Genomic DNA, 24,648 nt, shown 5'->3' on the forward strand with positions numbered 1-24,648 from the left:
CAGATGGCGCCGGGGGCATGGCGGTCGTCCTGGCACACGTGCGGGCCTGGCCAACAGAACCTGGAGATGTCCTGATGTCGGCCAATACGTTCGGAAAGTTGTTCTCCGTCACCACGTTCGGTGAGAGCCACGGGCCGGCGATCGGCTGCGTGGTCGACGGCTGCCCGCCGGGCCTGGCGCTGACGCCCGACGACTTCCGCCACGACCTCGCTCGCCGTGCCACCGGCAAGACCCGGCACACCTCGGCGCGCCACGAGGCCGACGAGGTGGAGATCCTGTCCGGCGTCTACGAAGGCCTGACCACCGGCACGCCAATCGCGCTGCTGATCCGCAACACCGACCAGCGCAGCAAGGACTACGCGAAGATCGCCGAGCAGTTCCGACCCGGCCACGCCGACTACACCTACTGGCAGAAGTACGGCATCCGCGATCCGCGCGGCGGCGGACGCTCGTCCGCGCGCGAGACCACGATGCGCGTGGCCGCCGGCGTGATCGCCAAGAAGTGGCTGGCGCAGCGGTACGGCGTCCGTGTGCAGGGCTTCATGTCGCAGATCGGCGACATCACCCCGGCTGGCTACGACCTGACCGTGGTCGAGGACAACCCGTTCTTCTGGCCGCATGCCGCGCAGGTCGACGCGCTGGAGGCCTACATGGATGCGCTGCGCAAGTCCGGCGATTCGGTCGGCGCGCGGGTCGACGTGATCGCCGACGGCCTCCCGCCGGGCTGGGGCGAGCCGATCTACGGCAAGCTCGATGGCGAACTGGCCGCAGCGCTGATGAGCATCAACGCGGTCAAGGGCGTGGAGATCGGCGACGGATTCGCGTCGGTGGCGCAGCTGGGTAGCGAGCATCGCGACCACATGGCTGCCAGCGGCTTTGCCTCCAACCACGCCGGCGGCATCCTGGGCGGCATCAGCACCGGCCAGCCGCTGCGTTGCTCGACCGCGTTCAAGCCCACCTCCAGCCTGCGCCTGCCGGTCGACAGCCTGGACATCCACGGCGATACCGTCGAAGTCATCACCACCGGCCGCCACGACCCCTGCGTGGGCATTCGCGCAACGCCGATCTGCGAGGCGATGGTGGCGCTGGTGCTGATCGACCAGGCACTGCGCCATCGCGCGCAGTGCGGCGACGTGGGCGACATCACGCCTCGCATCCCGGGCCATGTCGGTGGCTGATCCGCGCCCGCGCGTCTGGGTATCGCAGCCGCTCTTCGGAGACGTCATCGCGCGCCTGCGCGAGCACTTCGACGTGCGTACGGTCGATACGATCACCCAGCACTCGCCGCAGGACATCGCGCAGGCGCTGGGCGATGTCGACGGTGCGCTGGTGACCCTCAACGACCGCATCGGTGCCGCCGAGATCGCCGGGGCGTCCCGGTTGCGGGTAATCGCCAATGTCGGCGTCGGCTACAACAACCTCGACCTGCCGGCGCTGACGCAGGCCGGCATCCTGGCCAGCAACACCCCGGACGTGCTCACCCAGACCACCGCCGATTTCGGCTGGGCGCTGATGATGGCCGCCGCCCGGCGCATCAGCGAAGCCGAGCGCTGGCTGCGCGACGGCCACTGGCAGCAGTGGAACTTCGAGACGCTGCTGGGCGGCGACGTGCACGGCAGCACGCTGGGCATCCTGGGCATGGGCCGCATCGGGCAGGCCATCGCGCGCCGCGCGGCGGGCTTCGACATGCGCGTGCGTTACCACAACCGCAGCCGCCTTCCGGTCGAGGTGGAACAGGCCTGCGCCGCGCACTACGTCGACTTCGACACGCTGCTGGCGCAATCGGACCACCTGATGCTGGTGTTGCCGTACACGCCGGCCAACCATCATCTGATCGACGCGGCGGCGCTGGCACGGATGCCGGCCCACGCCACGCTGACCAACATCGCCCGCGGCGGCGTGGTGGACGAGGACGCGCTGGCCGATGCGCTGGCCAACGGGCGCCTTGCCGCAGCAGGCCTGGACGTGTTCGAGGGCGAGCCGGCCATCAACCCGCGGCTGCTGGCCCTGCGCAACGCGGTGCTGACGCCGCACATTGCCAGTGGCAGCCTTGCCACCCGGCGTGCGATGGTGGCGCTGGCCGTGGACAATCTGACCGCGGCACTGGGATTCGGCCCCGCTGCCGGAAAACCACCTTCGCTCCTCAACCCCGGCGCCCGTGCGGCGTCCGGCTGACGTCCTTCAACCTCCCCCAGGTGTTTCCATGAGCAAGACCGTGAACGTAGCAGTCGTCGGTGCCACCGGTGCCGTCGGCGAAACCATGCTGAAGGTCCTCGCAGAGCGTCAGTTTCCGATCGGCAAACTGCACCTGCTCGCCAGCGAGCGCTCGGCCGGCGAGAAACTCGAGTACGGCGCGCGCACGATCGTGGTCGAGGACCTGGCGACGTTCGATCCGACCGGCATCGACATCGCGCTGTTCTCCGCCGGCGGCTCGGTATCGAAGGAATACGCGCCCCGGTTCGCCGCCGCGGGCGCTGTGGTGATCGACAACTCCTCGGTGTTCCGCGGCGACGCCGACGTGCCGCTGGTGGTGTCGGAAGTCAATCCCGAGGCGCTGAAGCACCGTCCGCGCGGCATCGTCGCCAACCCCAACTGCTCGACCATGCAGCTGATGGTGGCGCTGGCGCCGATCCATCGCGCCGTGGGCATCGAGCGCATCAACATCGCCACCTACCAGTCGGTGTCCGGCACCGGCCGGCGCGCGCTGGAAGAGCTGGGCCGGCAAACCGCCGCGCTGCTGAACTTCCAGGAAGTGCAGCCGGAGGTCTACCCGGTGCAGATCGCGTTCAACGTGATCCCGCAGGGCGGGGATTTCCTCGAGAACGGCTACACCAGCGAAGAGATGAAGCTGGTCTGGGAGACCCGCAAGATCCTCGGCGACGATTCCATCCTGGTGAACGCCACGGTGGTGCGCGTTCCGGTGTTCTATGGTCATTCCGAGGCTGTGCACATCGAGACCCGCGAGAAGATCACCGCCGCCCAGGCACGAGCGCTGCTGGAGAAGGCGCCGGGCGTTGAGGTGGTGGACGAGCACGTGAATGGCGGCTACCCGACCCCGGTCACGCACGCCTCCGGCCGCGACCCCGCCTACGTGGGCCGCATCCGCGAGGACATCTCGCACCCGCGCGGGCTTGACCTGTGGGTGGTGTCGGACAACATCCGCAAGGGAGCAGCTCTGAACGCCGTGCAATTGGCCGAGCTGGTCATCGCCGAACGCTGAACCGCGACACCGTTGCATTGCACGCATGCCGCGACCCCCTTTAGAGTCGCGGCCAAGGGGAAGGGCAGGAGTGGTAGTGAAGTCAATCGCGCGGTATCGACCGTTGAAGATGGCGTTGGCACTGGTACTGGCAGCCGCCAGTGGCAGCGCCGCGGCGCTCGGGCTCGGCCAGATCGAGCTCAAGTCGCGGCTGGGCCAGCCATTGCTGGCCGAGATCCCGATCATCTCCAGCGATCCGGCCGAGCTTGAACAACTGCAGGCCAACCTCGCCTCGCCCGACACCTTTGCGCGCATCGGCCTGCGGCCGCCCGAGGGCATCGTCGCCCGCCTGCGATTCAGTTCCGCCCTGGATGCCGCCGGCAACCCGGTGATCCGGGTCACCACCGACGAGCCGGTCGACCAGCCCCTGCTGACCTTCCTGATCGAGGTCGACTGGGGCCAGGGCCGGCTGGTGCGCGAGTATTCGGCGCTGATCGACACGCCGCGCACCGTGTCCGCGCCGTCGCAACCGGTGATCGAAGCGCCGGTGGTTGGGCCGTCCAATGCCATCGTGCGCGAGCCCGAGCTGCAACCGGCCGATCCCGGAACGGTGGCCGCCGAGGCCCTCGCAAACAATCCCCAGGCGCCGGGCACCACGCCCGACGCCACGCCCGAGCCCGTGCCCGTGCCGGGTGCCGACAACGCCATCCCGCCGACCCAGCCCGAGCCGTTGCCGGCCAGTGCGCCGTTGGCGATGGCGACGCCGCCGGCAACACCGGCACCGTCGCTGGGATCGGACGGTCAGTACGCCGTCCAGCGCGGCGATTCGCTCTCGCGCATCGCCGGCCAGCTGGGTCTGGACGGCACGCTCGACCAGTCGATGATCGCGCTGCTGCGCGCGAATCCGGACGCGTTCATCGACGGCAACATCAACCAGCTCAAAGCGGGCGTGGTGTTGCGCGTTCCTGGTGCCGGCGACCTGGCGGGCATCGAGTCCGCGCAGGCCACCGCCATCGTGCGCAGCCAGGTGCAGGAATGGCGTGGCAATCGCCGCGCCGTGCCGCAGCCGGTTTCCGCCGACACGGGCGCCAGCCCTGCCGCGGTGGCCTCGGCCGCGCCCGCGGGCCAGGCCGGTGGCGCTCGGCGCAGTGCCGATGCGCGGCTCGAAATCGTTCCGCCCGGCGCCAGCGACGCGACCCGGGCGGGCACACAATCCGGCATGACCGGCGGCGGTGGGGGCGAGATGCTGCGACAGGAACTGCAACAGAAGGAAGAGGCGCTGGTCGCGCGCGAAGCCGAACTGGCCGAGATGAAGGCGCGCGTCGCCGAGCTCGAGAAGCTGCAGCAGCAACAGCAGCAGTTGCTGGCCATGAAGGACACCGAACTGGCCGCGGTGCAACAGCGCCTTGGCGCTTCGCAGGCCGCGCAACCGGCCCCGCCGGCCGCAAACTGGATGCCGTGGCTATTGGGCGGCGGCAGCCTGCTGGCGGCGTTGCTGCTGGGTGGCTGGTGGATGCGCCGGCGCTCGCCGGCTACGCCCTCGTTCCGTGCCCCGGCCGCGACGGCCGGCAGCTCGTCGCTGGCCGACGCTTTCCCGCTGGCCGTGGCGCAACGTCCCGACCTGCCCATCGCGACATCCGACGACGCCGTCGCGGCGCCGTTGGACGATGCCCTGGCCGTGCAGGCGGACGCGTTCGACAGCCAGGACGTGGCCGACCTCCAGACCGGCGAACTGCTCGACGACGCCGGAGTGGCCGCCGATGCCGGTGACCACGAGCTGGCCGACCGCTATGCCGAAGCGCCGCAGGCTGACGACGAACCCGTCGTCGTGACGCAGGCGGCAGCTCCGGTCCCGGCCCCGGCCCCCGAGCTGGTCGCCGCCGCGCCGGCTGCCCAGTTGCAAGGCGAGGGCACGTTGCCGTTCTGGGACCGCCGCGACCGCGAAGTGCTGCCCAGCAAGCGCGCACCGACCTGGCATTCCGGTCCGACCGCCCAGTCCGACGAGTCCGACAGCAGCGAGGGCGGCGGTTACGATCGCCTGGAACTCGCACGCGCCTACCTCAATCTGGGTGACCTGGCCAGCGCGCGCCAGCTGCTGGGCGAAGTGGTCGTCAACGGCGATCTTGCCGCCCGCCAGCAGGCGACGCGGATGCTGCGCGACCTCGAGTAGCCCATGGAGCAGGACCTGCCGGCGGCCGCCGCCCCGGTCGCATTGCGGCGCTACGCGATGGCCGTGGAATACGACGGCGGCGAATTCTCGGGCTGGCAGCGCCTGAGCAAGCACGGTGAGCCCGATCGACCGGGTGAACCGACCGTGCAATCGGCGCTGGAGGCCGCGCTGTCGTTCGTCGCCGGGCGCTCGATCGAGGTGATCTGCTCGGGCCGCACCGATGCGGGCGTGCACGCGGCCTCACAGGTGGTGCATTTCGACGGCCCGGCCGAGCGCGATCCACGCGCCTGGGTACTCGGCACCACTTCGCGCCTACCACCGGCGGTGTGCGCGCGCTGGTGCCAGGTGGTCGCCGACGACTTCCATGCGCGCTTCGCCGCGCGCGCGCGCCGCTATCGCTACCGCATCCTCAATCGGCCCGTGCGGCCGGCGCTGCATCGCCAATACCTGAGCTGGGAGCGGCGACCGCTCGATGCCGACGCGATGCACCGTGCCGCGCAGGCATTGCTGGGCGAACACGACTTCTCGGCGTTTCGCACCGTGCACTGCCAGGCCAAGCACCCGCGGCGCGACCTGCAGTTCATCGCGGTGCGCCGCGAGGGCGACGTGGTCGAGATCGAAGTGCAGGCCAACGCGTTCCTGCATCACATGGTTCGCAACATCGTCGGCAGCCTGCTGCCGGTCGGGCGCGGCGATCAGCCCGAACGCTGGATCGCCGAACTGCTGGCCGGGCGCGATCGTGCCGTCGCCGGACCCACTGCGCCCTCGGCGGGGCTGGTGTTCGTCGGCCCGCGCTATCCGGCGCACTGGCTGCTTCCCGACGAGGTCACGCTGTGACGCACGCACCATTGCGCACGCGCATCAAGTTCTGCGGCCTGACCCGCGCCGAGGACGTCCACCTGGCGTGCGCGCTGGGCGTGGATGCGGTCGGATTTGTTTTTGCCGCGCGCAGCCGACGCCGGCTCGCGGTGGACCAGGCGCGCGCTTTGCGCGATGCGCTGGCGCCACTGGTCGACGCGGTGGTGCTGTTCATGGACAACGATGCCGACGAGGTGCGCGATGTCGTGCACCACGTGCGGCCGAGCCTGCTGCAGTTCCACGGCGACGAGGACGACGCGTTCTGCCGCGGCTTCGGCGTGCCGTACATCAAGGCCGTCGCGATGGGCGGCGATGCGTCTGCCGACGCGGCCGCACTCGAGGCGCAGTACCCGGCGGCGACCGGCTTCCTGCTCGACAGCCACGCGCGCGGCGAGTCGGGTGGCAGTGGGCTGGCGTTCGACTGGGCGCGCATTCCGCAGGCGATGCACAAGCCGTTTCTGCTCGCTGGCGGCTTGTCCCCCGACAACGTGTTCGATGCCGTACGCGCGACCCGGCCATGGGGCGTGGACGTGTCCAGTGGCATCGAGAGCGCGCCAGGCATCAAGGACGGCGCGCGCATGCGCCGCTTCGTCGAGGAAGTGTGTCGCGCCGATCGCCTCGATCGGTGAGCCTGCAACTTATCCCGGGACCGGACCGGCAGACCCGCGCGCGACGCCATCGCCGGCCCGGCATGCCCTAAACTCGGGCGCCGGCTGCGACCGCCCGTAGCCCACCACGACCTGCTGCGATGCCCACTGACCACATCACCGATTTCCACGCCTATCCCGATGCCGATGGACACTTCGGCCGTTTTGGCGGGCGCTTTGTCGCCGAGACCCTGATCGGACCGTTGCAGGAACTGGCGACCGCGTACGACGCGGCGCGCATCGATCCGGCCTTCATCGCCGAGTTCGAACAGGACCTGGCGCACTACGTCGGACGGCCGAGCCCGATCTACCACGCGCAGCGATTGAGCCGCGAAGTGGGCGGCGCGCGCATCCTGCTCAAGCGCGAGGACCTCAACCACACCGGCGCGCACAAGATCAACAACACCATCGGCCAGGCGCTGCTCGCCTCGCGGATGGGCAAGACCCGGATCATCGCCGAGACCGGCGCCGGGCAACACGGCGTGGCCAGCGCCACCGTGGCGGCTCGACTCGGTCTGGAATGCGTGGTCTACATGGGCGCCACCGATATCGAGCGCCAGAAGATCAACGTCTACCGCATGAAGCTGCTCGGCGCGACGGTGGTGCCGGTGACCAGCGGTTCGGCCACGCTCAAGGACGCACTCAACGAAGCGATGCGCGATTGGGTCACCAACGTGCAGGACACCTTCTACATCATCGGCACCGTCGCCGGTCCCGACCCGTACCCGCGCATGGTCCGCGACTTCAACGCCGTGGTCGGACGCGAGGCGCGCGCGCAGATGCTGGCCGAGTACGGCCGCCTGCCGGACGCGGTCACCGCCTGCGTCGGCGGCGGCAGCAACGCGATCGGCGTGTTCCATGCCTTCCTCAACGACCGCGCCGTGCGACTGGTCGGTGCGGAGGCGGCCGGCGACGGCATCGACAGCGGGCGCCATGCGGCGTCGCTGGCGGCCGGTCGCCCCGGCGTGCTGCACGGCAACCGCACGTACGTCCTGTGCGACGACGACGGCCAGATCATCGAGACGCATTCGGTCTCGGCCGGACTGGATTACCCGGGCGTCGGTCCCGAGCACGCATTCCTCAAGGACACCGGCCGTGCCGAGTACGTCGGCGTGACCGACGGCGAGGCGCTGGCGGCGTTCCACCAGCTGGCCCGCACCGAGGGCATCCTGCCGGCGCTCGAATCCAGCCACGCCATCGCACAGGCGGTGAAGCTGGCCCGCGAGCTGCCCAAGGACGCGATCGTGCTGTGCAACCTGTCCGGCCGTGGCGACAAGGACGTGCACACGATCGCCGGCCGCGAGGGCATCACGTTCTGATGGTTGCCGGTGGCGGTCGCAGCGGGCAGGGTGGCGCGTGCGCCGATTCCCGCCGTCGCGCGGGCCGTCGACCGGACGCACGACCGGATCTCGCAAGCGTTCCACCCCGCGCCGGTTGACTGCCGCCGGTTATCCAGGCTCGCCGATCCGGTCGAGCCTGCAACGCGATGGATCGATCGCCGCGCATGGCATCGATCCGTTCCCATCGGCGCCCACCCGCGTCAAAGACTTCCCGCCATGACCCGAACCAACAAGCGCTTCCTCCAGCTCAAGGCCTCCGGCCGCAAGGCCCTGGTGCCGTTCATCACCGCCGGCGATCCGTCGCTGGAGGCCACGGTGCCGGTCATGCATGCGCTGGTCGAGGCCGGGGCGGACGTCATCGAGCTGGGCGTCCCGTTTTCCGATCCCATGGCCGATGGCCCGACCATCCAGCGCAGTTCCGAGCGCGCCCTGGCGCGCGGTGCCAGTCTGGCCTACCTGTTCGACACCGTGCGCACCTTCCGTGAGCGCGATACCGAAACGCCGGTGGTGCTGATGGGCTACCTGAACCCGGTCGAGATCCGTGGCGCGCAGGCATTTGCTGCCGAGGCGGTGGGTGCCGGCGTCGACGGCATCCTGCTGGTCGACCTGCCGCCCGAGGAGGCCGCCGATTTCCGCGCGGGCTTCGCCGCGCACGGCCTGGAGTTGATCCTGCTGGCCGCGCCGACCACGTCCGATGCCCGGATGGCGCTGATCTGCGCCGAAGGGGAGGGCTACCTGTACTACGTCAGCTATGCCGGCGTGACCGGCGCCGATCGCCTCGACACCGGCGTCGCCAGCAGCCGTCTGCACGCTATTCGCGCCCAGGCCAAGGTGCCGGTGGTCGCCGGGTTCGGTATCAAGGACGCCGCCAGCGCCCGTGAAATGGCCCGCGAAGCCGATGGCGTGGTGGTCGGCAGCGCCCTGGTCGCCGCGATCGGCGAGGCGGCGGACGCGCCAACCGCCGCTCGCCTGGCCGGCGAGTTCCTGGCGCCACTGCGCGCCGCGCTGGACGCCAACGTCGCCGCCTGAGGCGGCATCGGGCGCCTGCGCTAAACTCCCACGCTTGGCCGCAGACCGCCCGGAAGGCGTCGCGGCCCGTCTGAACAACGGCCGGCTCAGCCGGCCCGAACGGGAAAAACCCAACGCATGTCCTGGCTCAAGAAACTCATGCCGTCCGGAATCCGCACCGAAACCGGTACGGCCAAACGACGCAGCGTGCCCGAGGGGTTGTGGGAAAAGTGCGACCGCTGCGGCGCCGTGCTCTACCGCCCGGAGCTCGAGGAAAACCTCGAGGTCTGCCCCAAGTGCAGCTTCCACATGCCGATCCGCGCGCGCGCGCGCCTGGCATCGCTGTTCGATCCCGACAGTGGTTCCGAGATCGGTGCCGAACTGGGCCCGGTCGACGTGCTCAAGTTCAAGGACCAGAAGAAGTATTCCGAGCGCATCAAGGCCGCGCAGAAGTCCACCGGCGAGCGTGATGCGCTGGTCGCCATGCAGGGCAAGCTGAAGGGGCGTGACCTGGTCGCCGCCTCGTTCGACTTCGCCTACATGGGCGGATCGATGGGCTCGGTGGTCGGTGAGCGCTTCGCGTTGGCCGCCGAGCGGGCGCTGGCGCTGGGCTGTCCGTTCGTCAATTTCTCCGCCAGCGGCGGCGCGCGCATGCAGGAAAGCCTGTTCTCGCTGATGCAGATGGCCAAGACGTCGGCGGCGCTTGGTCGCCTGCGGGCGGCGGGCCTGCCGTACATCTCGGTGATGACGCATCCCACCACCGGCGGTGTGTCGGCGTCGTTCGCCATGCTGGGCGACATCAACATGGCCGAGCCCGAGGCGCTGATCGGCTTCGCCGGTCCGCGCGTGATCGAGCAGACCGTGCGTGAAAAGCTGCCCGAAGGCTTCCAGCGCAGCGAATTCCTGCTGGACCACGGTGCGGTCGACCAGATCTGCGATCGTCGCGAGATGCGCGATCGCCTGGCGCACCTGCTGGCGATGCTGATGAAGCAACCGCAACCCGAGGACGACGCGGAGATCGTGGTCGAGGGGAACCGCGCATGAGTCGCAAGTACTTCGGTACCGACGGCATCCGTGGTCGAGTGGGCGAGGGTGTGATCTCGGCCGACTTCGTGCTGCGCCTGGGCAATGCCTACGGCCTGGCGCTGCCGCGTCGCGAATGGCGTCGTCCGCTGGTGCTGATCGGCAAGGACACGCGCATCTCCAACTATATGTTCGAGGCTGCGCTCGAGGCCGGGCTGGTCGCCGCCGGCGTCGACGTGCAACTGGTCGGTCCGATGCCGACTCCGGCGGTGGCGCACCTCACGCGTTCGATGCGCGCCGACGGCGGCATCGTGATTTCGGCGTCGCACAACCCGCACCACGACAACGGCATCAAGTTCTTCTCCGCCGAAGGCGAGAAACTGGACGATGCCACCGAGCTCGCCATCGAGGCGGCACTCGACGAGCCGTTCCGCACCGTGCCGTCCGAGCAGCTTGGCAAGGCCGTGCGTGGCCATGACGCCAAGGCCCGTTACATCGAGGCCTGCAAGAATTCCGTGCCGCGCGGTTTCGACCTCAGCGGCATGCGCATCGTGGTCGATTGCGCAAACGGCGCGACCTACCAGATCGGCCCGTTGGTGTTGCGCGAATTGGGTGCCGTCGTCGACGCCATCGGCGCGGACCCCAACGGCGTCAACATCAACGACGGCGTGGGCTCCACCCACCCGGGCTTCCTGGCCGCGCGCGTCAGCGAGACCGGCTCGGACCTGGGCATTGCCTTCGACGGCGATGGCGATCGCGTGCTGTTCGTCGATGGCGACGGCGTGGTCTGCGATGGCGACGACCTGCTGTACGTGCTGGCCAGCGACTGGCGCCAGAGCGGCCGGCTGCGCGGTCCTGTGGTCGGCACGCTGATGACCAACTACGGCCTGGAGCGCGCGCTCGAGCAGCAGGGCCTGGGCTTCATCCGCGCCAAGGTCGGCGACCGCTACGTCCACCAGCAGCTGATCGCCAACCACGGCGTTCTGGGTGGCGAAGCGTCGGGTCACCTGCTGTGCCTGGACCGTGCCAGCACCGGCGACGGCATCGTCAGCGCGCTGCAGGTGCTGGAAGTGCTGCGTCGCCGCGGCATCTCCTTGCGCGAAGCGCTCGCCGGCTTCACCAAGGTGCCGCAGAAGACCGTCAACGTGCGCTATTCGGCGGCAGGTAGTCAGCCGAGCGAGGCCGATTCGGTCAAGGCCGCCTTGGCCGAGGCGCAGGCGGCGGTGGAAGGGCGCGGGCGTGCGTTCCTGCGTCCGTCTGGTACCGAACCGGTGGTGCGTGTCACGGTCGAAGCCGACGAGCACGGGCTCATGCAGTCCACGCTCGATCGCCTTGCCGACGCCGTCCGCGCGGCGGCGAACTGACCCGATCGCGCTGGCCGCAGCCGTCAGCGACCCGACTTCCGCCATCCATCAACGCCAATCCCGGAACGGCATATCCATGACCACTGCGCAGATCCCGACGCTCGACATCCGCCGCTTCACCCAACCCGCCAGCGCCGAAGACCGCGTGGCGTTCGTCGCCGAGCTCGGCGCGGCCTATCGTGAGTGGGGGTTTGCCGGGATTCGCGGGCATGGCATCGCGCAGCAGCTGATCGACGACTCCTACGACGTGTTCAAGGGCTTCTTCGCCCTGCCCGAGGAAACCAAGCGCAAGTACCACGTCGCCGGCGGTGGCGGTGCGCGTGGCTACACGCCGTTCGGCGTCGAGACCGCGAAGGACTCCAAGTACTTCGATCTCAAGGAGTTCTGGCACGTCGGGCGCGAGATCCCGCGTGACTCGAGGTACGCCTCGGACATGCCGGCCAACCTGTGGCCGGACGAGGTGCACGGCTTCCGCGAACACGCCTATGGCCTGTACAACGCGCTCGACCTGCTTGGCGCGAGCGTGCTCTCGGCGCTGGCGCTGCACATCGGCCTGCCGGAAAACTGGTTTGCCGACAAGACCGACTCGGGCAACTCGATCCTGCGCCCGATCCACTATCCGCCGATCACCAGCGACGACATCCCCAACGAGCGCGCCGGCGCGCACGAGGACATCAACCTCATCACGCTGCTGGTGGGTGCCAGCAGCGAGGGATTGGAGGTGAAGTCGCGCAAGGGCGAGTGGGTGCCGTTCACCGCCGACGCCGACACCATCGTGGTCAACATCGGCGACATGCTGCAGCGCCTGACCAACCACGTGTACCCGTCGACCACCCACCGCGTGGTCAACCCGCCGGGCGAGAAGGCGCGCCAGCCGCGCTACTCCACGCCGTTCTTCCTGCACCCGAATCCGGATTTCCTGATCGACGTGCTGCCTTCGACAATCACGCCCGACAATCCCAAGCGCTATCCCGAGCCGATCACGGCGCAGGGCTATCTCGAAGAGCGTTTGCGCGAAATCAAGCTCAAGTAGGCACCGGCCCCATCCAGCCTGCACACCCAGCAAGGCCCTGCGCGAGCGGGGCTTTCGCTTGTCTGGTGCGTGGACAGGGCGCGCGATCGCGAATCAGTCCTGCCGGGCACCCACGTCGACACCGGCATCCGACAGCGCGTCGCGCCAGGCGGCCAGCTTGGCGTCGCCGCGTTGGGAGGCGTTGGCGGGACTGGTCGAGGGCAGCCGCACCAGCGTCAGCCGGCCGGCATCGGCAAGACCGGGTAGCACCCGGCGCCGAAAGCTGCTTTCGGCCTTCGCACCGTTGAACAGCACCCTGCGGATGCGGCGATGGGCGTCGAAGAACGCGACGAAATCATTGGCCTGAGCGCCTTCATCGCGAATTGCCGAATCCAGGCTGCCGTCGCGTTCGCAACTGGCCAGCACATCCCACAGGGCAATCCCGGCCGTCGCCAGTCGCAGCAGGCGCTCGCCATAGGGCAGGGAAGGGGCGGCGCCGACCAGTTCGCCCATGAACGGCCAGAACCGGTTCTGCGGATGAGCGTAGTAACGCTGGGCCTGTAGCGATCTCGCGCCCGGCATGCTGCCGAGAATCAGCACGCGCGCATCGGCGCGTGCGTGCGGCGCGAACCCGCGCAGTCGTGGCGATGGGGATGGTGCGATGGGCATGGCGATGGCGTGAACTCTGGGCCCCGTCAGTACCTGACGGCGGTGGGCGATACGGCCGCCAGCGGCGCCGGCTGGCCGGAATCTGGGTGCTCTGCGGTAGACTTGCCGGCCTCGCAAGCCTGGGAGCGCTCGATGCGCCGCAAGATCGTAGCCGGTAACTGGAAGCTGCACGGAGACCGCAAGTTCGCCTTCGAACTGCTCGACGCCATCGCGTCGGCGGCCGCGCCGCAGGGTGTCGAGCGCATCGTCCTGCCGCCGCTGCCGTACCTGGGAGAGCTGGTCGAGCATTACGGCCCGCGCGGTCTGTCGTTCGGTGCCCAGGATGTCAGCGCAAACGAAAAGGGTGCGTTCACCGGTGAAGTGTCCGCCGCCATGCTCGTCGACGTGGGCGCGGCCTATGGCCTGGTCGGCCATTCCGAGCGTCGCCAGTACCACGGTGAAACCAGCGAACTGGTTGCGCGCAAGTTCTTTGCCGCCAAGACCGCCGGCCTGACACCGATCCTGTGCATCGGCGAGACCCTGAACGAGCGTGAAGACGGCCAGACCGAGTGGCGCCTTCAGGAGCAGATGGGCCCGGTGCTGCAACACGGCGGGGCGGCTGCATTCGAAGGCGCGATCATCGCCTATGAGCCCGTCTGGGCGATCGGCACGGGCAAAACCGCCTCGCCGGCGCAGGCGCAGGCGGTGCATCAATTCATCCGTAGCGAAATCGCTGCATACGATGCTAGAATCGCTGGCTCGCTACCGCTCTTGTACGGCGGCAGCGTGAAGGCCGATAATGCCGGCGAGCTGTTTTCCCAGGCAGATGTCGATGGTGGACTGGTTGGTGGCGCCTCGCTGGTTGCCGCGGACTACAACGCCATCGTCGCGGCAATGGTTTCCTGATCGACCGGGATACGCCCGGACGGTCCAAACGAGATAAGAGCTAGCCGATGCTGTTGTTCCTCAACGTCATCTATGTGCTGATCGCGGTTGCGATGGTCGCGCTGATTCTCATGCAGCGTGGTGCCGGTGCGCAGGCGGGTTCGGGTTTCGGCGGCGGCGCTTCGGCGACGGTGTTCGGTGCGCGCGGCGCTTCGAACTTCCTCACCAAGGCAACCAAGTGGCTGGCGATCGCATTCTTCTCGATCAGCCTGTTCATGGCCTGGCACGCGACGCGCACTTCCGGCGCCGCGCCTGCTGCGCAGGGTGACAGCCTGATGGCTCCGGCCACCGGCTCGGCTCAGGTTCCGGCGGCTCCCAAGGCCACCGCGGTCCCGGTTCCCACGGCTCCGGCCGCAGGCAGCACGGTGCCGCAGGCGCCGGCAACGGGTGCCACCGTTCCGGCGGCCCCGACGGCAGTTCCGGCTGCTCCGGCAGCCGCACCGGAAGATGCTCCGAAGCCCGCTCCAGCGGGTGGCTGAAGCCGCTTTATCGGATAGAATTCACCCTCCGGCAGGACGCCCGAGGCGCGATGGAATGTCATCGCGAAACCAGCCCGGCAACAGGCGGGTAATAGTCAGGACGACAGCAAGTGTTTTTGCCCAGATGGCGGAATTGGTAGACGCACTACCTTGAGGTGGTAGCGACTTAGGTCGTGGGGGTTCGAGTCCCCCTTTGGGCACCATACAACGAAGGTCCGGCTCGCGAATGCGGGCCAGACCTGCGGCGGAACAACGCCGAGCCAGGGCCGCGGCGACGTGGCCGCCTAGCCGAACAAGAAGTCGAGAGAACACCGCGTGCTGGCCGAATACCTGCCGACCCTGCTGTTCCTGATCGTCGCCAGCGGAATCGGCGTCGCCCTGCTCGTGGTGGGCAATGTCCTCGGGCCCAAGCGCCCGACTGCGGAGAAACTGTCTCCGTACGAATGCGGCTTCGAGGCATTCGAGGACGCGCGCATGCAGTTCGACGTGCGCTACTACCTCATCGCCATCCAGTTCATCATCTTCGACCTGGAAATCATCTTCATCGTGCCCTGGGCCACCGTGTTCCGCGAACTCGGTGTCGTCGGCCTGATCGAGATGGGCGTCTTCGCCAGCATGCTGTTGCTGGGCTTCATTTACGTGTGGAAGAAGGGAGCCCTGGAATGGGAGTGATCCAGACCGTTTCGGGCTTGATGCACAACCCGCTGCCGGAAGGGCGGCTGGACGACATCCTGCTCCCGGAAGCCGACAACCCGGTCATGCAGCAGGGTTTCGTCACCACCAACCTCGACACGCTGTGGAACTGGGCGCGCACCGGCTCGATGTGGCCGATGACCTTCGGCCTGGCCTGCTGCGCGGTCGAGATGATGCACGCCGGCGCGGCGCGCCTCGACCTGGACCGTTACGGCGTGGTGTTCCGCCCGTCGCCGCGCCAGTCGGACGTGATGATCGTGGCCGGTACGCTGGTCAACAAGATGGCCCCGGCGTTGCGCAAGGTCTATGACCAGATGCCCGACCCGAAGTGGGTGATCTCGATGGGCAGCTGCGCCAATGGCGGCGGCTACTACCACTATTCCTATTCCGTCGTACGCGGTTGCGATCGCGTGGTGCCGGTCGACGTCTACGTGCCCGGTTGCCCGCCAACCGCCGAAGCGCTGGTCTACGGCATCCTGCAGCTGCAGAAGAAGATCCGCCGCGGAACCAACTTCGGCGACGACAAGCAGGGTGTCCGCTGACATGGTCGAGACTGCCGTAGCGTTTGCGCAGCGCCTGCGCGCGCGTTTCGAAGACGCGCTGGTCACGGTGGCCGAGCCGCGTGGCGAAGTCACCCTGGACGTCACTGCCGCCGACTGGCCGGTCGCCGCGCGCGCGTTGCGCGACGAATTCGGCTTCGAGCAGCTCGTCGACGTCAGCGGCGTCGACTATCTGAGCTACGGCTCGGACGAGTGGGACACCGACGTTTCCTCGGAAGGTTTTTCGCGCGGCGTGGAAGGCAAGAGTGCCGGCCGCTTCGCGTGGGGCGAGCAGCCCAACGGCGCGGCGATGTCGCCCGAGCGCCGTTACGCCGCGGTTGCCCACCTGCTGTCGTACCAGCACAACCAGCGTCTGCGCCTGCGCACGTTTGCCGAGAATGACGACCTGCCGGTGGTGGCATCGCTGACGTCGGTGTGGCCGGGTTCCAACTGGTTCGAGCGCGAGGCGTTCGACCTGTTTGGCATCATCTTCGAGGGCCACCCGGACCTGCGCCGCATCCTGACCGACTACGGTTTCGTCGGTCATCCGTTCCGCAAGGACTTCCCGCTGATCGGCAATGTCGAGGTCCGTTACGACGCCGAGCGCAAGCGCGTTGTCTACCAGCCCGTGTCCATCGAGCCGCGCGTCGGCGTGCCGCGCGTGATCCGCGATGACGCGCGCTACCAGACCGCGATCGGCGAAGCCGCGCAGCGCGGCGAGGGCAAGTGATGAGCGCCGCCATGAACAGCAACACCTCGGGCCTCAACAACGCCGAGATCCGCAACTACACGCTGAACTTCGGTCCACAGCATCCGGCCGCGCACGGCGTGCTGCGCCTGATCCTCGAGATGGACGGCGAAGTGGTGCAGCGTGCCGACCCGCACATCGGCCTGCTGCATCGCGGCACCGAGAAGCTGGCCGAGTCCAAGCCGTTCAACCAGTCGATCGGCTACATGGACCGCCTCGACTACGTGTCGATGATGTGCAACGAGCACGCCTACGTCCTGGCGATCGAACGACTGCTCGGCATCGAGGCACCGGAACGCGCGCAGTACATCCGCACGATGTTCGACGAGATCACCCGCATCCTGAACCACCTGATGTGGGTCGGGTCGAATGCGCTCGATCTGGGTGCGATGGCGGTGTTCCTCTACGCGTTCCGCGAACGCGAGGAATTGATGGACTGCTACGAGGCGGTGTCGGGCGCGCGCATGCACGCGACCTATTACCGACCCGGTGGCGTGTACCGCGATCTGCCCTCGCAGATGCCCAAGTACAAGGAATCGCCCTGGCGCAAGGGCGCCAGCCTGAAGCGCTTCAACGAGTGGCGCGAAGGTTCGCTGCTCGACTACCTCGAGGCGTTCTGCAACGACTTCCCGGCGCGCGTCGACGAGTACGAGACGCTGCTGACCGAGAATCGCATCTGGAAGCAGCGGACCGTCGGCGTCGGCGTGATCACGCCCGACCAGGCGTTGGCCTGGGGCATGACCGGGCCGATGGTCCGTGGCTCCGGCATCGCGTGGGACCTGCGCAAGAAGCAGCCGTACGCGAAGTACGCCGAGGTCGATTTCGACATTCCGCTTGGCACCAACGGCGATTGCTACGACCGTTACCTGGTGCGCGTGGCCGAGATGCGCCAGTCCACCCGCATCGTCCAGCAGTGCGTGAAGTGGCTGAAGGCCAACCCGGGCCCGGTCATCGTCGACAATTTCAAGGTCGCGCCTCCCTCCCGCGAGGAGATGAAGGACGACATGGAAGCGCTGATCCACCACTTCAAACTGTTCTCGGAAGGCTATTGCGTGCCGGCTGGCGAGACATATGCGGCGGTCGAAGCGCCCAAGGGCGAGTTCGGTTGCTACCTGGTCTCCGACGGCGCCAACAAGCCGTTCCGCGTCAAGCTGCGTGCGCCCGGTTTTGCGCACCTGTCTTCGATGGACGAGATCGTGAAGGGCCACATGCTGGCCGACGTGGTGGCGATGATCGGCACCTACGACGTCGTGTTCGGCGAGATCGACCGCTAACCGCGGTGCGATCGTTGAGGATTTGAACGAATGAAGGCGACCGGAAATTTCGAGGCCTGTCAGCACGTCGACCCGATGGTCGCGTTGTCCGACAAGACCCGTGAGCACATCGACCACTGGCTGGCCAAGTTTCCGCCGGACCGCAAGCGCTCGGCCGTGCTGCAGGGCCTGCACGCCGCGCAGGAGCAGAACGGCGGCTGGCTCAGCGACGAGCTGATCGCCGCGGTCGCCAAGTATCTCGGACTGCCGCCGGTATGGGCGTACGAGGTGGCCAGCTTCTACTCGATGTTCGAGACGGAGAAGGTCGGCCGCAACAATGTCGCGTTCTGCACCAACATCAGCTGCTGGCTCAACGGCGCCGAGGACCTTGTCCGCCACGCCGAGAAGAAGCTGGGCTGCAAGCTGGGCGAAACCACCGCAGACGGTCGCATCTACCTCAAGCGCGAGGAAGAGTGCGTGGCCGCGTGCTGCGGCGCGCCGGTGGTGGTGGTCAATGGTCATTACATCGAGAACCTCGACACCGCCAAGGTGGACGAGCTGCTCGACGGGTTGAAGTGAGGCAGGCTCAGATGGCGCATCACGACTACTCGAAGGGATACGGCCCGGTGGGCCCGCTCCCGCAGGAACACAACGTCGTCTACACGACGCTGCACTACGACACGCCGTGGTCGTACGAGAACTACCTCAAGACCGGTGGCTACGCCGCGCTGCGCACGATCCTCTCCGAGAAGATGGATCCGGCGGCGGTGATCGAGATGGTCAAGCAGTCGGGCCTGCGCGGCCGCGGCGGCGCTGGCTTCCCGACGGGTCTGAAGTGGAGCTTCATGCCCAAGGTCAGTGGCACGCAGAAGTACATCCTGTGCAACTCCGACGAGTCGGAGCCGGGCACGGCCAAGGATCGCGACATCCTGCGCTACAACCCGCATTCGGTCGTCGAGGGCATGGCGATCGCCTGCTACGCCACCGGCTCGACCGTGGCCTACAACTACCTGCGTGGCGAGTTCCACCACGAGCCGTTCGAGCATTTCGAACAGGCGCTCAAGGAAGCCTACGAGAACGGCTGGCTGGGCAAGAACGTGCTCGGCAGCGGCGTGGACATCGACATCTACGGCGCGCTCGGTGCCGGCGCCTACATCTGTGGTGAGGAAACCGCATTGATGGAGTCGCTGGAAGGCAAGAAGGGCCAGCCGCGCTACAAGCCGCCGTTCCCGGCGAACTTCGGCCTGTTCGGCAAGCCGACCACGATCAACAACACCGAGACCTACGCGTCGGTGCCGGCGATCATCCGCAACGGCGCCGAGTGGTTCCTCAATCTGGGCAAGCCCAACAACGGCGGTCCGAAGATCTTCTCGGTGTCTGGACACGTGGCCAGGCCCGGCAATTACGAGATCCGCCTGGGCACCTCGTTCGCCGACCTGCTGCAGCTGGCCGGCGGCATGCGTCCGGGCCGCAAGATCAAGGCCGTGATCCCGGGAGGCTCCTCGATGAAGGTGCTGCCGGGCGACGTGATGATGGGCATTACGATGGACTACGACGCGATCCAGAAGGCCGGTTCCGGCCTCGGTTCGGGCGCGGTCATCGTGATGGACGACACCGCGTGCATGGTCCGCGCCTGCCATCGCATCAGCCGTTTCTACTTCAAGGAAAGCTGTGGCCAGTGCACGCCGTGCCGCGAAGGCACCGGCTGGATGTACCGCATGCTGACGCGCATCGTCGAGAAGCAGGCGACGCTCGAGGACCTGCAGATGCTGCGTGGCGCCGCGGGCCAGATCGAAGGCCACACCATCTGCGCGTTCGGCGAAGCCGCCGCGTGGCCGGTGCAGGGCTTCCTGCACCACTTCTGGAACGAATTCGAGTACGCGATCGTGAACAAGCGCTTCCTGGTCGACGACCAGCAGGCCGGTCTCGTGGAGCAGGCGGCATGAGCGCTGAAACCGTGAACGCGCCGGTGGTGCCGGAAGGTCACGTCGCGATCGAGATCGACGGTGTTTCGCTGGTCGCGCCGAAGGGCTCGATGATCATCCATGCCGCCGACAAGGCCGGCATCCCGATCCCGCGCTTCTGCTACCACGACAAGCTGTCGATCGCGGCCAATTGCCGCATGTGCCTGGTCGAAGTCGAGAAGATGCCCAAGCCGGCGCCGGCCTGCGCCACGCCGGTGATGGACGGCATGAAGGTCATCACGCGCAGCGAGAAGTCGCTCAAGTCGCAGCGCAACGTGATGGAGTTCCTGCTGGTCAATCACCCGCTGGACTGCCCGATCTGCGACCAGGGCGGCGAGTGCGAGCTGCAGGACCTGTCGATGGGCTACGGCCGTTCGGTCAGCCGCTTTGCCGAGCGCAAGCGTGTGGTGCCCGACGAGGACATGGGTCCGCTGGTCGCCACCGAGATGACGCGCTGCATCCAGTGCACGCGCTGCGTGCGCTTCACCGCCGAAGTCGCCGGTACCTACGAGCTGGGCGGCATGTACCGCGGCGAGAACCTGCAGATCGGTACGTTCGATGGCAAGCCATTGACGACCGAGCTGTCGGGCAACGTCATCGACGTGTGCCCGGTCGGCGCGCTGACCAACAAGGTGTTCCAGTTCAAGGCGCGCCCGTGGGAATTGACCGCACGCGAGTCGCTGGGCTTCCACGATGCGCTGGGCAGCAACCTGTTCCATCACATCCGTCGCGGCGAAGTGCTGCGCACCGTGCCGCGCGACAACGAAGCGGTCAACGAGTGCTGGCTGTCCGACCGTGACCGTTATTCGCACCAGGGCCTGTACGCCCAGGACCGCGCGACCCGGCCGATGGTCAAGGACGGCGACGCGTGGCGCGAGGCGTCGTGGGAAGAGGCACTGGCCAAGGCCGCCAAGATCCTGCGCGACAACGGCGCGGATCAGCTCGGCGTACTCGCCCACCCGGCTACCTCGAACGAAGAGGGCGCGTTGCTGGTCCGCCTGGCGCAGGCGCTGGGCACGGGCAACATCGACCACCGCATCGCGCAGCGTGACCTGTCCGACGGCGCCGCCGCCGAGACCTTCGCTGTGCCGGTTGCCGATATCGACCATGCCGACACGATCGTCATCGTCGCCTCGAACCTGCGCCACGAACTGCCGCTGGTGCACCAGCGCGTGCGCAAGGCCTGGACCGCGGGCGCGAAGGTGCACGTGGTCGGTCCGGTCGACTTCGATTTCAGCTTCGACATCGCCAGCAAGCAGATCGTCGCGCCGTCGCAGGTCGCCGGTGCGCTGGCCGATGCCACGCTGCGTGCGACCGCAACGGCGGGCGAGCGGGTTGTCGTGATTGTCGGTGCGCTCGCCGAGAACGGTGCGCATGCCGCCGCCATCCGCAGTGCTGCTACCGAGTTCGCCACCGCCACGGGCGCGGCGCTGTGCCGCATCCCGCAGGGTGCCAATGCGGTCGGCCTGTCCGACTACGGCGTGCTGCCGAGCGCACGCGATGCGCAGGCGATGCTGGCCGACGCACGCGGGGCGTATGTGATCTACGGCATCGAGCCGGGTCTGGATTTCGCCGACACCGCACGTGCGATGAAGGCACTGGGCGCAGCGCAGGTCGTGGCATTCAGCCATTACGCCTGCCGCTCGACGCAAGCGGTCGCCGACGTGATCCTGCCGATCGGCCTGCTGCCCGAGATCGATGCCACGCTGACCAACCTCGATGGCCGCCAGCAGGCAGCCAGCGCCGGTGGCAAGTTGCCCGGTGACGCGCGCGCCGGTTGGCGCGTACTGCGTGCCCTGGGCGGTGAGCTGGGTGCCGACGGTTTCGACTTCACCGACCTGGCCGGTCTGCGTTCGGGCATGCAGATGCGCGACGTCGTCGCGGTTGCCGGTGCGCCGGCGCAGTCGTCTGGCGAAGGGCTCGAGATCGCCGCCAGCGTTGCGATCTACCGCAGCGACGCCACCGTGCGCCGCGCCGCGGCGCTGCAGTCGCATCCGTTGAATCTCGAACCGCGCGCGGTGCTGCACCCGGCCGATGCGCTGTCGCTTGGACTGGCCGAGGGCGTGGTCGGCAAGTTCAGCACCTCCGCCGGCACCGCGACGCTGCCGGTCGTCACCAGCGACAAGGTCGCGCGTGGCACGGTATGGGTGGAAGGCGGGCATGGCGCGACCGCGCCGCTCGGCGCCGGTCGCGTGCAGGCGGTGAGGGCATGAGCATGTTCGGAAGCGTGATCGATCCGCTGCGCGACTGGATGCTGTCGCTGGGCGATGTCGGCGTGGTGCTGTGGATCGTCCTCAAGATCCTCGCCATTGCCGTGCCGGTGATTCTTTCGGTGGCGTTCTACGTGCTGTGGGAGCGCAAGCTGATCGGCTGGATGCACGTGCGCCATGGACCGATGTACGTCGGCATGGGCCTGCTGCAGACCTTCGCCGACGTGTTCAAGTTGTTGTTCAAGGAAGTCATCCAGCCCACCAGCGCGTCGCCGTTCCTGTACCGGCTTGCCCCGCTGATCGTGCTGGTGCCGGCCTTTGCGGCCTGGGCGGTGGTGCCGTTCGATGCGCAGCTGGTGCTGTCCAACGCCAATGCCGGCCTGCTGTACCTGCTGGCGATGACCTCCATTGGCGTGTACGGCATCATCCTCGCCGGCTGGGCCTCGAACTCGAAGTACGCCTTCCTCGGCGCGATGCGCGCCTCGGCACAGATGGTGTCGTACGAAATCGCGATGGGTTTCGCGCTGGTCGGCGTGATGGTCGCCGCCGGCAGCCTCAACCTGTCCGAGATCGTGATGGCGCAGGCCGGCAACGGTGGCTTCCTCGAATGGTTCTGGCTGCCGTTGCTGCCGCTGTTCGTCATCTACTTCGTGTCGGGCGTCGCCGAGACCAACCGCGCGCCGTTCGACGTCGTCGAAGGCGAGTCGGAAATCGTCGCCGGCCACATGGTGGAGTACTCGGGCGCGTCGTTCGCGCTGTTCTTCCTGGCCGAGTACGCCAACATGATCCTGATCAGCTTCCTGGCCGCGATCTTCTTCGTCGGCGGCTGGCTGAGCCCGTTCCAGGGCTGGGGCATCCCGTTCCTGTCGGTCGACGGCTGGTGGTGGCTGCTGGCCAAGGTGTTCTTCTTCGCCAGCTGCTACATCTGGTTCCGGGCTTCGTTCCCGCGCTACCGCTTCGACCAGATCATGCGGTTGGGCTGGAAGGTATTCATTCCGATCTCGATCGCATGGATCGTCGTTACGGCGCTGATGGCGTACTACGGCGTGTTCGAGCCGGGGCAATAAGGCAGAAGGCATGAATCGCATCGTTTCCTACTTCAAGAGCCTGCTGCTGCTCGAGCTCCTCCAGGGGCTCTGGCTGACGCTGAAGTACCTGTTCAAGCCCAAGTACACGCTCATGTACCCGATGGAGAAGACGCCGCAGTCGCCGCGTTTCCGCGGCGTGCATGCGTTGCGCCGGTACCCCAACGGCGAAGAGCGTTGCATCGCCTGCAAGCTGTGCGAGGCGGTGTGCCCGGCGCTGGCGATCACGATCGACTCGGAGAAGCGCGAGGACGGCACGCGCCGTACCACGCGCTACGACATCGACCTGTTCAAGTGCATCTTCTGCGGCTTCTGCGAAGAGTCCTGCCCGGTCGATTCGATCGTCGAGACGCACATCCACGAGTACCACTTCGAACAGCGCGGACAGAACATCGTCACCAAGCCGCAGCTGCTGGCGATCGGCGACCGTCTCGAAACCGAGATCGCCGAGCGCCGCGCTGCCGACGCCGCCTTCCGCTGAGTGCCCGCCATGGATATCTCGCTCATTGCCTTCTACCTGTTCGCCGCCACGGCCGTGTTTGCTGCCGGAGCGGTGATCAGCGTCAAGAACCCGGTGCACGCGGCGCTGTTCCTGGTGTTGACGTTCTTCTCGATCGCCTGTGTGTGGCTGATCGCCGGCGCCGAGTTCCTCGGCGTCGCGCTGATCCTGGTGTACGTCGGCGCGGTGATGGTGCTGTTCCTGTTCGTCGTGATGATGCTCGACATCGACGTCGCGCCATTGCGCGAGGGCTACGTGCGCTACCTGCCCATCGGGCTGGTGGTCGCGGTGGTGATGCTGGTGGAGATGCTGACGCTGATCGGCGTGCGCGCGCAGATGTCGGTGCCGCTGACGGCCGATGCCGCCGAGGTCGCCGGCATCTCCAACACCAAGTGGCTGGCGCACGCGCTGTTCGACGAGTTCCTGCTGCCGTTCGAGGTCGCTGCGGTGATCCTGACCGTGGCGGTGATCGCGGCGGTGATGTTGACCCTGCGTCGCCGCGAGGGCGCCAAGCACCAGAATCCCGGTGACCAGGCCCGCGTGCGTTCGGCCGACCGCCTGCGCATCGTGAAGATGGACGCCGTGAAGCCGCCGGTTGCGGTCGTCGAGCAGCCTGCCCCGGAGGCCAAGCCGTGAACGAACTCATTACGTCGGGCCTGAGCCTGGGACACTTCCTCGCGCTGGGCGCGGTGCTGTTCTGCATCAGCGTCGCCGGCATCTTCCTCAACCGCAAGAACGTGATCGTGCTGTTGATGTCGATCGAGCTGATGCTGCTCGCCGTCAACATCAATTTCGTGGCGTTCTCGCGGCAACTCGGCGATCCGGCCGGCCAGGTGTTCGTGTTCTTCATCCTGACCGTTGCTGCGGCTGAGGCAGCCATTGGCCTGGCGATCCTCGTCACGCTGTTCCGTAACCGGCGCACGATCAACGTCGCCGAAATCGATTCGATGAAGGGCTGATCCGA

25 protein-coding genes and 1 tRNA gene are annotated in these 24,648 nt (G+C 67.6%); 25 read left to right on the forward strand and 1 reads right to left on the reverse strand.

Annotated elements, in window-relative coordinates; genetic code table 11:
* Positions 1-74 precede the first annotated feature (74 nt).
* The 11 genes from aroC to EER27_RS05265 all read left to right on the forward strand — a co-directional run bounded on the left by aroC (position 75) and on the right by EER27_RS05265 (position 12,642).
* A complete protein-coding gene (gene aroC / locus EER27_RS05215; RefSeq protein ID WP_123086963.1) occupies positions 75-1,178 on the forward strand; it encodes a chorismate synthase in 1,104 nt (367 codons plus the stop codon).
* A complete protein-coding gene (locus EER27_RS05220; protein WP_123086964.1) occupies positions 1,165-2,175 on the forward strand; it encodes a 2-hydroxyacid dehydrogenase in 1,011 nt (336 codons plus the stop codon). Before aroC ends, EER27_RS05220 begins: the two co-directional genes overlap by 14 nt.
* A 28-nt stretch (positions 2,176-2,203) precedes the next feature.
* A complete protein-coding gene (locus EER27_RS05225; protein WP_123086965.1) occupies positions 2,204-3,220 on the forward strand; it encodes an aspartate-semialdehyde dehydrogenase in 1,017 nt (338 codons plus the stop codon).
* A 76-nt stretch (positions 3,221-3,296) separates the two neighbouring features.
* Complete coding sequence (locus EER27_RS05230) at positions 3,297-5,369, forward strand: FimV/HubP family polar landmark protein (RefSeq protein WP_190285656.1); 2,073 nt, start codon at positions 3,297-3,299, stop codon at positions 5,367-5,369.
* 3 nt (positions 5,370-5,372) lie between these two features.
* Positions 5,373-6,206, forward strand: a complete 834-nt coding sequence (gene truA / locus EER27_RS05235) for a tRNA pseudouridine(38-40) synthase TruA (protein WP_123086967.1) — start codon at positions 5,373-5,375, stop codon at positions 6,204-6,206.
* On the forward strand, positions 6,203-6,856 hold the full coding sequence (locus EER27_RS05240) for a phosphoribosylanthranilate isomerase (protein ID WP_123086968.1): 654 nt from the start codon (positions 6,203-6,205) through the stop codon (positions 6,854-6,856). The genes truA and EER27_RS05240 overlap by 4 nt, the downstream gene beginning before the upstream one ends.
* A 119-nt stretch (positions 6,857-6,975) precedes the next feature.
* Complete coding sequence (trpB, locus tag EER27_RS05245; protein WP_123086969.1) at positions 6,976-8,193, forward strand: tryptophan synthase subunit beta; 1,218 nt, start codon at positions 6,976-6,978, stop codon at positions 8,191-8,193.
* A gap of 237 nt (positions 8,194-8,430) precedes the next feature.
* Positions 8,431-9,243 (forward strand): tryptophan synthase subunit alpha, encoded by an 813-nt coding sequence (gene trpA, locus EER27_RS05250; protein ID WP_123086970.1) that lies wholly within the window; start codon positions 8,431-8,433, stop codon positions 9,241-9,243.
* A 117-nt stretch (positions 9,244-9,360) separates the two neighbouring features.
* Positions 9,361-10,266, forward strand: coding sequence for an acetyl-CoA carboxylase, carboxyltransferase subunit beta (accD, locus tag EER27_RS05255; RefSeq protein ID WP_123086971.1), 906 nt, complete (start codon positions 9,361-9,363; stop codon positions 10,264-10,266).
* Complete coding sequence (gene glmM / locus EER27_RS05260; RefSeq protein WP_123086972.1) at positions 10,263-11,609, forward strand: phosphoglucosamine mutase; 1,347 nt, start codon at positions 10,263-10,265, stop codon at positions 11,607-11,609. Before accD ends, glmM begins: the two co-directional genes overlap by 4 nt.
* A gap of 76 nt (positions 11,610-11,685) precedes the next feature.
* Positions 11,686-12,642 carry an isopenicillin N synthase family dioxygenase gene (locus tag EER27_RS05265; protein WP_123086973.1) on the forward strand — a complete coding sequence of 319 codons (957 nt, stop codon included), beginning with the start codon at positions 11,686-11,688 and terminating at the stop codon, positions 12,640-12,642.
* 93 nt (positions 12,643-12,735) lie between these two features.
* Here the strand turns inward: EER27_RS05265 and EER27_RS05270 are convergent, their stop codons facing one another.
* A complete protein-coding gene (locus EER27_RS05270; RefSeq protein ID WP_123086974.1) occupies positions 12,736-13,290 on the reverse strand; it encodes a DNA-deoxyinosine glycosylase in 555 nt (184 codons plus the stop codon).
* Positions 13,291-13,422: 132 nt separating this feature from the next.
* On the opposite strand from EER27_RS05270, the gene tpiA reads away from it, so the two are divergent.
* The 14 genes from tpiA to nuoK all read left to right on the forward strand — a co-directional run bounded on the left by tpiA (position 13,423) and on the right by nuoK (position 24,643).
* Positions 13,423-14,175 carry a triose-phosphate isomerase gene (gene tpiA, locus EER27_RS05275; RefSeq protein ID WP_123086975.1) on the forward strand — a complete coding sequence of 251 codons (753 nt, stop codon included), beginning with the start codon at positions 13,423-13,425 and terminating at the stop codon, positions 14,173-14,175.
* Between the two features lie 47 nt (positions 14,176-14,222).
* Positions 14,223-14,693 carry a preprotein translocase subunit SecG gene (gene secG, locus EER27_RS05280; protein WP_123086976.1) on the forward strand — a complete coding sequence of 157 codons (471 nt, stop codon included), beginning with the start codon at positions 14,223-14,225 and terminating at the stop codon, positions 14,691-14,693.
* A 118-nt stretch (positions 14,694-14,811) separates the two neighbouring features.
* A tRNA-Leu gene (locus tag EER27_RS05285) sits at positions 14,812-14,896 on the forward strand.
* Between the two features lie 112 nt (positions 14,897-15,008).
* Complete coding sequence (locus tag EER27_RS05290; RefSeq protein ID WP_123086977.1) at positions 15,009-15,365, forward strand: NADH-quinone oxidoreductase subunit A; 357 nt, start codon at positions 15,009-15,011, stop codon at positions 15,363-15,365.
* Positions 15,356-15,928: a NuoB/complex I 20 kDa subunit family protein gene (locus EER27_RS05295; RefSeq protein WP_123086978.1), complete on the forward strand. Its 573-nt coding sequence runs from the start codon at positions 15,356-15,358 to the stop codon at positions 15,926-15,928. Before EER27_RS05290 ends, EER27_RS05295 begins: the two co-directional genes overlap by 10 nt.
* 1 nt (position 15,929) lies before the next feature.
* Positions 15,930-16,655, forward strand: coding sequence for an NADH-quinone oxidoreductase subunit C (locus EER27_RS05300; protein ID WP_123086979.1), 726 nt, complete (start codon positions 15,930-15,932; stop codon positions 16,653-16,655).
* On the forward strand, positions 16,655-17,947 hold the full coding sequence (locus EER27_RS05305) for an NADH-quinone oxidoreductase subunit D (protein WP_123086980.1): 1,293 nt from the start codon (positions 16,655-16,657) through the stop codon (positions 17,945-17,947). Before EER27_RS05300 ends, EER27_RS05305 begins: the two co-directional genes overlap by 1 nt.
* A 30-nt stretch (positions 17,948-17,977) precedes the next feature.
* Positions 17,978-18,505 (forward strand): NADH-quinone oxidoreductase subunit NuoE, encoded by a 528-nt coding sequence (gene nuoE / locus EER27_RS05310; protein ID WP_123086981.1) that lies wholly within the window; start codon positions 17,978-17,980, stop codon positions 18,503-18,505.
* Between the two features lie 11 nt (positions 18,506-18,516).
* Positions 18,517-19,872 (forward strand): NADH-quinone oxidoreductase subunit NuoF, encoded by a 1,356-nt coding sequence (gene nuoF / locus EER27_RS05315; protein WP_123086982.1) that lies wholly within the window; start codon positions 18,517-18,519, stop codon positions 19,870-19,872.
* Positions 19,869-22,103 (forward strand): NADH-quinone oxidoreductase subunit NuoG, encoded by a 2,235-nt coding sequence (gene nuoG, locus EER27_RS05320; RefSeq protein WP_123086983.1) that lies wholly within the window; start codon positions 19,869-19,871, stop codon positions 22,101-22,103. The genes nuoF and nuoG overlap by 4 nt, the downstream gene beginning before the upstream one ends.
* A complete protein-coding gene (nuoH, locus tag EER27_RS05325) occupies positions 22,100-23,167 on the forward strand; it encodes an NADH-quinone oxidoreductase subunit NuoH (protein WP_123086984.1) in 1,068 nt (355 codons plus the stop codon). Before nuoG ends, nuoH begins: the two co-directional genes overlap by 4 nt.
* A 10-nt stretch (positions 23,168-23,177) precedes the next feature.
* Complete coding sequence (nuoI, locus tag EER27_RS05330; protein WP_123086985.1) at positions 23,178-23,666, forward strand: NADH-quinone oxidoreductase subunit NuoI; 489 nt, start codon at positions 23,178-23,180, stop codon at positions 23,664-23,666.
* 9 nt (positions 23,667-23,675) lie between these two features.
* Positions 23,676-24,320 (forward strand): NADH-quinone oxidoreductase subunit J, encoded by a 645-nt coding sequence (locus tag EER27_RS05335; RefSeq protein ID WP_123086986.1) that lies wholly within the window; start codon positions 23,676-23,678, stop codon positions 24,318-24,320.
* Between the two features lie 20 nt (positions 24,321-24,340).
* Positions 24,341-24,643: an NADH-quinone oxidoreductase subunit NuoK gene (gene nuoK, locus EER27_RS05340; RefSeq protein WP_123087269.1), complete on the forward strand. Its 303-nt coding sequence runs from the start codon at positions 24,341-24,343 to the stop codon at positions 24,641-24,643.
* Positions 24,644-24,648: the final 5 nt, after the last annotated feature.

Source organism: Montanilutibacter psychrotolerans (genome assembly GCF_003719825.1).
In the GTDB taxonomy this organism is placed as follows: Bacteria; Pseudomonadota; Gammaproteobacteria; order Xanthomonadales; family Xanthomonadaceae; genus Montanilutibacter; species Montanilutibacter psychrotolerans.

Excerpts from the sequence above, each read along its gene's own strand:
- EER27_RS05265 (WP_123086973.1), top strand. The coding sequence starts at position 11,686 with ATGACCACTGCGCAGATCCCGACGCTCGACATCCGCCGCTTCACCCAA.
- EER27_RS05295 (WP_123086978.1), top strand. The coding sequence starts at position 15,356 with ATGGGAGTGATCCAGACCGTTTCGGGCTTGATGCACAACCCGCTGCCG.
- trpA (WP_123086970.1), top strand. The coding sequence starts at position 8,431 with ATGACCCGAACCAACAAGCGCTTCCTCCAGCTCAAGGCCTCCGGCCGC.
- nuoH (WP_123086984.1), top strand. The coding sequence starts at position 22,100 with ATGAGCATGTTCGGAAGCGTGATCGATCCGCTGCGCGACTGGATGCTG.
- EER27_RS05225 (WP_123086965.1), top strand. The coding sequence starts at position 2,204 with ATGAGCAAGACCGTGAACGTAGCAGTCGTCGGTGCCACCGGTGCCGTC.
- nuoI (WP_123086985.1), top strand. The coding sequence starts at position 23,178 with ATGAATCGCATCGTTTCCTACTTCAAGAGCCTGCTGCTGCTCGAGCTC.
- truA (WP_123086967.1), top strand. The coding sequence starts at position 5,373 with ATGGAGCAGGACCTGCCGGCGGCCGCCGCCCCGGTCGCATTGCGGCGC.
- nuoE (WP_123086981.1), top strand. The coding sequence starts at position 17,978 with ATGAAGGCGACCGGAAATTTCGAGGCCTGTCAGCACGTCGACCCGATG.
- accD (WP_123086971.1), top strand. The coding sequence starts at position 9,361 with ATGTCCTGGCTCAAGAAACTCATGCCGTCCGGAATCCGCACCGAAACC.
- EER27_RS05220 (WP_123086964.1), top strand. The coding sequence starts at position 1,165 with ATGTCGGTGGCTGATCCGCGCCCGCGCGTCTGGGTATCGCAGCCGCTC.
- EER27_RS05305 (WP_123086980.1), top strand. The coding sequence starts at position 16,655 with ATGAGCGCCGCCATGAACAGCAACACCTCGGGCCTCAACAACGCCGAG.
- EER27_RS05300 (WP_123086979.1), top strand. The coding sequence starts at position 15,930 with ATGGTCGAGACTGCCGTAGCGTTTGCGCAGCGCCTGCGCGCGCGTTTC.
- EER27_RS05270 (WP_123086974.1), bottom strand. The coding sequence starts at position 13,290 with ATGCCCATCGCACCATCCCCATCGCCACGACTGCGCGGGTTCGCGCCG.
- trpB (WP_123086969.1), top strand. The coding sequence starts at position 6,976 with ATGCCCACTGACCACATCACCGATTTCCACGCCTATCCCGATGCCGAT.
- nuoF (WP_123086982.1), top strand. The coding sequence starts at position 18,517 with ATGGCGCATCACGACTACTCGAAGGGATACGGCCCGGTGGGCCCGCTC.
- aroC (WP_123086963.1), top strand. The coding sequence starts at position 75 with ATGTCGGCCAATACGTTCGGAAAGTTGTTCTCCGTCACCACGTTCGGT.
- secG (WP_123086976.1), top strand. The coding sequence starts at position 14,223 with ATGCTGTTGTTCCTCAACGTCATCTATGTGCTGATCGCGGTTGCGATG.
- EER27_RS05335 (WP_123086986.1), top strand. The coding sequence starts at position 23,676 with ATGGATATCTCGCTCATTGCCTTCTACCTGTTCGCCGCCACGGCCGTG.
- nuoG (WP_123086983.1), top strand. The coding sequence starts at position 19,869 with ATGAGCGCTGAAACCGTGAACGCGCCGGTGGTGCCGGAAGGTCACGTC.
- tpiA (WP_123086975.1), top strand. The coding sequence starts at position 13,423 with ATGCGCCGCAAGATCGTAGCCGGTAACTGGAAGCTGCACGGAGACCGC.
- glmM (WP_123086972.1), top strand. The coding sequence starts at position 10,263 with ATGAGTCGCAAGTACTTCGGTACCGACGGCATCCGTGGTCGAGTGGGC.